This is a genomic window from Thalassobius vesicularis (genome assembly GCF_004799325.1).
GTDB lineage: Bacteria > Pseudomonadota > Alphaproteobacteria > Rhodobacterales > Rhodobacteraceae > Thalassobius > Thalassobius vesicularis.
The window spans coordinates 1-2,363 of record NZ_SSMD01000019.1; the positions used below are offsets into that span (position 1 = coordinate 1).

Sequence of the window (2,363 nt, forward strand, 5' to 3'; positions counted from 1 at the left end):
TGATCCAAAAATTGATTGCGCGAAGAAAGCACTGTCCGATCACTTTACATCATAAATCTACATAAGGTCAGGAAACCAGTGCTTCACGGCCCCAAAATTCATGCCCTAAAAACCCGCTCAGCCTGCTTGTGCCATGTCTCTCCCGCCAGAAAGCATAGATCATACAGGCTGACCGCCGAGGCCTCTCGCTCGCATGTCAGTCGCTTCAACACCTCCGGCGCGAGATAGGCCAAGCGCAGCTGGCGACTGACATGCCGCTCGGCCAACCCGACCGCCTCGGCCAGTTCCTGGATCGTGGCGAACTCACCGGCCTCCATGCGCCGCCGCCATCCCCATGCGCGACCGATGGCGCGCAGGATATGAGGATCTTGGGTCTGGTCCTCGCTGGGGCGGTAGTCGGCGGGCGGTAGGATCTTCGGCCGCCCATTCTTCTTGCGAACTGTCATGGGAATGAGAACGCGGATCGTGTCGTTGGGTTTGGTCATTCCGCTACCTCCATCCGGCGCGGCACCATCATCTCGCGGATGACGCCCGCAATGCCTTCACGGCGAATGTCGACCTCGAGCCCAGCAGTGGTGACCGTGACCCGCCGCACAAGAAGCTGGATGATGCGGGCCTGTTCAGCCGGGAAGAGTTGCGACCAGAGGGCCGTGAACTCGTGTAGGACTGCGATGGCGTCTGTTTCAGATGTCCCGCCGTCATCGCGTTTCAGGGCGGCCAAGACCTGCGTGACGACCTCTGGCGTTTGTAGGATGCGCCGAACTTCGGTCACGACCGCGCCCTCGACCATTCCGGCGGCGAGCCGCATCGGCGCGGTCTCCTCGCCGGTCTCGCGGTTCCGGATCACGTCCATTGACACATAGTAGCGGTAGAGCTTCGCCCCCTTCTTCGTGCTGGTGGGCGTCATGGCGGCGCCGTTTTCGCTGAAGATCAGCCCCTTCAATAGTGCAGGAGTTTGCGCACGGCTGTTGTTGGCTCGCTTGCGGGGGCTTTCCTGCAAGATGGCATGGACCTGATCCCAAAGGTCCGCGTCGATGATGGCGTCATGCTCGCCCGGATAGGCCTTACCCTTGTGCAGAGCTTCGCCGCGATACACGCGGTTGTTCAGCAGCCGGTAAAGATAGCCCTTATCGATCAGCGTGCCCTGCTTGTTACGGAAGCCCTCGTGACGCAGCTCCCGCGCCAGCACAGTGGCGGAACCCAACTCGATGAACCGCTGGAAAATCCGTCGCACAGAGGCGGCCTCGACCTCGTTCACCACAAGCTTGCGATCCTGCACATCATAGCCAAGGGGCACATAGCCGCCCATCCAGATCCCGCGCTTGCGAGAGGCGGCGACCTTGTCTCGGATACGTTCGCCGATGACCTCGCGCTCGAACTGGGCAAACGACAGCAGGATGTTCAGTGTCAGCCGTCCCATCGAGGTGGTCGTGTTGAAGGACTGCGTCACCGAGACGAAGGTCACGCCGTTGCGGTCAAAGACCTCGACCAGCTTCGAAAAATCCATCAGCGAGCGCGACAGACGGTCGATCTTGTAAACGACCACCACGTCGACCAGCCCGTCGTCAATGTCGGCCAGCAGCTGCTTCAAGCCGGGGCGGTCAATAGTGCCGCCGGAGAACCCGCCATCGTCATAGCGTTCGCGCGTGGCGACCCAGCCCTCGGATTTCTGGCTGGCGATGTAAGCCTCGCAGGCCTCACGCTGGGCGTCGAGGCTGTTGAATTCCATGTCGAGCCCTTCCTCGCTCGATTTGCGGGTGTAGATGGCGCAGCGCAGGCGGCGGTTGGGGCGGGCATTCATCTCCATCATGCTTCCTCCCGCTTGCGCTCGCGCAGACCAAAGAAGCGGTACCCGTTCCAACGTGTGCCGGTGATTTCGCGGGCGACGGCGGAGAGCGACTTGAACTTACGCCCCTGCCAGTCGAACCCGTCCTTCAGCACGGTCACGGTATGCTCGACGCCATCCCATTCGCGCAGCAGCTTCGTGCCCGTCACGGGATTACGGGGATCGGCAATCTGATGCTTGCGCCGGGCGTGGCCTTCGACCTCGTCGGCCAGAAGATCCAGCATGCGGCGGGTCTCGCGGTCAGGTCCGCCGTAGGCCAGTTCCTGAAGCCGATACGCGATCCGCAGCTCGAGAAACACGCGGCTGTTGTTTGGCGCCGAGGTGCCGAGGAGCTTTTCCCATTCTGCTTTCAGCTCCTTGACCGACAGTGCCTTAAGGGCGGCCAGGCGCGACAGCACCGTCTGATCCAAGTTCGGATCTTCTCCGGGACGTTTTGCAGTTATCTTATTGTGATTCTTCATGACTTCCTCCGATGCTGATACGTTTTGCACAACGACCACCGCTCTTTCGGGGCGAG

General features: G+C 61.2%; 3 protein-coding genes. All 3 read right to left on the reverse strand.

Translation table 11 applies throughout. From position 1 onward, the window contains the following. Positions 1-98: 98 nt before the first annotated feature. A complete protein-coding gene (locus E7681_RS18565) occupies positions 99-485 on the reverse strand; it encodes a hypothetical protein (protein WP_136340753.1) in 387 nt (128 codons plus the stop codon). Beyond that, a complete protein-coding gene (locus E7681_RS18570; protein ID WP_136340755.1) occupies positions 482-1,807 on the reverse strand; it encodes a recombinase family protein in 1,326 nt (441 codons plus the stop codon). The genes E7681_RS18565 and E7681_RS18570 overlap by 4 nt, the downstream gene beginning before the upstream one ends. Further along, positions 1,807-2,363, reverse strand: a 557-nt coding sequence (locus E7681_RS18575; RefSeq protein ID WP_425471412.1) for a DUF2924 domain-containing protein, incomplete at its 5' end; no start/stop codon positions are given. The genes E7681_RS18570 and E7681_RS18575, both read right to left, overlap by 1 nt.